The organism is Streptomyces sp. NPDC059534 (assembly GCF_042743475.1).
Taxonomy (GTDB): Bacteria; Actinomycetota; Actinomycetes; order Streptomycetales; family Streptomycetaceae; genus Streptomyces.
Genome location: NZ_JBHWAQ010000113.1, coordinates 1 through 3,273 on the forward strand (window position 1 = coordinate 1; position 3,273 = coordinate 3,273).

Annotated in this window: 4 protein-coding genes; all 4 read left to right on the forward strand. The window is 67.0% G+C overall.

Going from position 1 to position 3,273, the window contains the following annotated elements; genetic code table 11:
• On the forward strand, positions 1-503 hold a 503-nt coding region (locus tag ACFVZH_RS40080), incomplete at its 5' end, for a tyrosine-type recombinase/integrase (RefSeq protein ID WP_384905550.1).
• The gene (locus tag ACFVZH_RS40085) at positions 500-1,060 is read left to right on the forward strand and encodes a helix-turn-helix domain-containing protein (protein WP_384905551.1); all 561 of its coding nucleotides are present in this window, start codon (positions 500-502) and stop codon (positions 1,058-1,060) included. The genes ACFVZH_RS40080 and ACFVZH_RS40085, both read left to right, overlap by 4 nt.
• Before the next feature lie 20 nt (positions 1,061-1,080).
• Positions 1,081-2,409: a hypothetical protein gene (locus ACFVZH_RS40090; RefSeq protein ID WP_384905553.1), complete on the forward strand. Its 1,329-nt coding sequence runs from the start codon at positions 1,081-1,083 to the stop codon at positions 2,407-2,409.
• A 2-nt stretch (positions 2,410-2,411) separates the two neighbouring features.
• Complete coding sequence (locus tag ACFVZH_RS40095) at positions 2,412-2,894, forward strand: hypothetical protein (protein ID WP_384905554.1); 483 nt, start codon at positions 2,412-2,414, stop codon at positions 2,892-2,894.
• Positions 2,895-3,273: the final 379 nt, after the last annotated feature.

Sequence of the window (3,273 nt, forward strand, 5' to 3'; positions counted from 1 at the left end):
ACATCAAGTGGGACCTGGGCCGCTTCGGCAAGCTCCACGTCCGCCATGGCAAGGGCGCCCGCGGATCGGGTCCGCGCGAGCGGATGGTCCCGCTGATCAACGGCGCCGACCGCACGCTGCGGTGGTTCATCGAGGACGTCTGGGGCCAGTTCGACGACGACCACACCCGCCCCGGGGCACCGCTGTTCCCCTCCGAGCGCAAGAACACCGACGGCTCCTCACGCCGCGCCGGCGACGACGCCTTGCGCAACGGCCTGGCCGCCGCAGCGAAGGCCCATCTGCCCGGCTGGGCCGACACGCTCACCCCGCACGTTCTGCGGCACTTCTGCGCGTCCGAGCTCTACTTCGGAGGACTTGATCTGCTCGGGATCCAAGAGGTCCTCGGACACTCCTGGATCGCCACCACGATGCGGTACATCCACGTTCAGCAGACCCGTGTCGAGGACGCCTGGGTGTCCGGGCAGCAGCGGGCCGCGAAGCGGCTGGAAGGACTGATGGGATGAAGTGGAACCTGCGGCTGACCGCCGCGAACAAGGGGATCTGGAAGGCGTCCGAGCTCCAGCGGAGCCTGGCCGAGCACGGCTTGGTGATCTCGGCCGGGAAGATGTCCGGCCTGTGGTCCGGCCAGCCGGTCTCCCTCAAGCTGGAGGACCTGGACGTGATCTGTGTCGTGCTCGGCTGTGAGATCGGCGATCTGCTGATTCCCGAGCCCGGGAAGGTCAGCAGGCTGGAGTCCAGGAGGCCACGACCGGCTCGATGGTGGCCCCAGCCGTCGTGCCCAAGCGCCGCGACGGCCGTTCCCTGCCGCCGATGTGACCTGGTCACATCATGGGGAAGATCAGCGAGAGCAAGCCGGCAGCCTCCTGCTCGGGCTGTTTCGCCTGGGGGCAGCTGCCCGGCCGGTTCTGCCGCGGCTGCTACACCTACGCCCAGCTACATGCCGTCGGCGAGTGCGTCGGCTGCCGGCGGCCGGTCCCGGTCGACGACAAGTACGGCTACTGCCGCCTCTGCCGGGCCCAGGCGACGTGGGCGATCAAAGCCAGCGGCAAGGCGTCGGTGATCGAGCCGTACCTACGGCGGGTGACCTGCCAGCAGCTGTTCTTCGCGAACCTCCAGCGGCCCAAGAACGGAGGGCCGCGAGTCGGCAAGGCCGGACGGCGCGTATTGAAGCCGCCGCCCCTCCCCGAACCGCATCGCGTGATCACGACGTCAACGCAACTGACCCTGTTCACTGCCGCTCGGGACTTCCGCCGGTTCGACCGAGAACTCCACGCTGACCTGGCCAATCCCTGGCTGATCCGGGCTCAACAGGCCGCCCGGGCACTGGGAGAGGCGCGCGGCTGGAGCCGCTGGATCACCAGTGACGTGAACCGAGCCCTGGTCATCGTGCTGTTCGGCTTCCGCGAAGGTGAGTCGATCCGGTACTCCGAGCTCTTCCCGGCCCTACGCGCCCGCGGACTTCCGGTCGTGCGGATCGCCGAAGTTCTCGACGGACTCGGTCTGTTCACCGACGACCGGGCCCCCGCCGTCGACCGGTGGTTGGAGCGAAAACTCGACGGGATGCCCCCGGGCATCCATCGCGCCGTCGAAGCCTGGATCCGCACCCTGCTCGATGGCGGGCCGCGGTCGGAGCCGCGGTCGCGGCAGACGGCATGGGTCTACCTCAACGAGATCCAGCCGGTGCTGCTGGAATGGTCCAGCCGCTACGACCACCTGCGAGAGGTCACCCGGGAAGACATCGTTGCGGCCCGGGACGCTGTCACCGGCAAACAGCGCGAAAGCCGGATCGTCGCCCTGAGGTCACTGTTCCGACACGCGAAGAAGAACGGTCAGATCTTCCGCAACCCCACGATCCGCATCCGTGTCCCCCGACAGACCGGCGGCATCCCCCAAGCTCTCGTCCAGACAGACATCGACGAGGCCATCGGCGCCGCCACCACCCCGGACATCCGGCTCATCATCGCCCTGGCCGCCGTCCACGCGGCACGGCCGAAGATGATCCGCACCATGCAGCTGGACGACGTCGACCTGGGCAACGGGCGCATCACCGTCGGCGGCCACGTCCGGCCACTCGACGATCTCACCCGTCAGGCGGTGCTGGACTGGCTCGACCACCGCCACAACCGCTGGCCGAACACGGCCAACCCCCACCTACTGATCACCCAGAAGACCGCCGTCGAACTCGGCCCGGCCTGCAAGCTCTGGACCACCCGAGCCACCCGCAACCTCACCGCCACCCTGGAACGGCTCCGCGTCGACCGACAGCTCGAAGAGGCCCTCACCCACGGCGCCGACCCACTCCACCTCGCGCTCGTCTTCGGCATCGACGAGAAGACCGCCATCCGCTACGGCGACGCCGCTCGGCAGCTTCTAGCATCAGAAGCCGAGGAACACCACGGGAGGTCATAGGCATGCGCATCTCAACCGACGACGGCCGATTCGGGCTGATCTTGACCCCAGCAGGTGACCCCTGGGATGCGCGTTTCTTTCATTTCCAACTCATCGTGGACTCGATCATCATGGGCGATTCAGAGCCCTGCATCCTCGGCTCGATGATGCTGACACTGCAGAACATGGCCAGGCTTGAGGACCCGCGTCTGGCCCAGCCCGACGCTGACCCGGCCGCGACGCTGTCCGTGTTGCGCTCCGATGCCGCCCTAAACGATCCGTCGCTGCTGGCCGCCGCCGAGTCCCTCGACCATTGCCTGGTCCGCGGGTACGTCCACGGCACGAACGCGATCGTGATCGGCGAGCCCACCGAACCGCCCGTGGGGACGCGCACGCCCCACGTCGCAGTCGTGTCACTGCACGACTTTCAAGCGATCGTCACCGCCGCCGCCCACTACTGGGAAGAGGTTCAGCGTGATGCACAGCTCAACACACTTAACCGATGAGCCAGCACCTTGAGTTCATCCAGAACACACGGGTCGAAACCCTCCAGAGAGCCGGAACACCCGTCGGTTCCCGACGAAGAACCCTCAGTTTCGCTGAACCCGCGGGACTCGAGGCCCTGCACTCCCGAAGCTGCCGCCAAGTGACAAGTAGCTCTCAGTAGTGATGCCACCACGCTGCGGTCATGTAGTCGTCGGGGCGTTATCGGTTACTTCGGGGACGTAGCCGCAAAGCTGCGGTGCGCATTCGGCCTTGTGGTCTCGGCCCCATTGGGAGGTGTCTCGCTCGATGGAGCGGACGCGGTGGACGAGTCGCAGCTGGTCCATCCGGAGCAATGAGCTCTTTCAGTACTCACTCCGCAGGGTGAACGCTCTTCTGGGG

Coding starts and splice junctions, on each gene's coding strand:
- ACFVZH_RS40085 (WP_384905551.1), top strand. CDS start 500: ATGAAGTGGAACCTGCGGCTGACCGCCGCGAACAAGGGGATCTGGAAG.
- ACFVZH_RS40095 (WP_384905554.1), top strand. CDS start 2,412: ATGCGCATCTCAACCGACGACGGCCGATTCGGGCTGATCTTGACCCCA.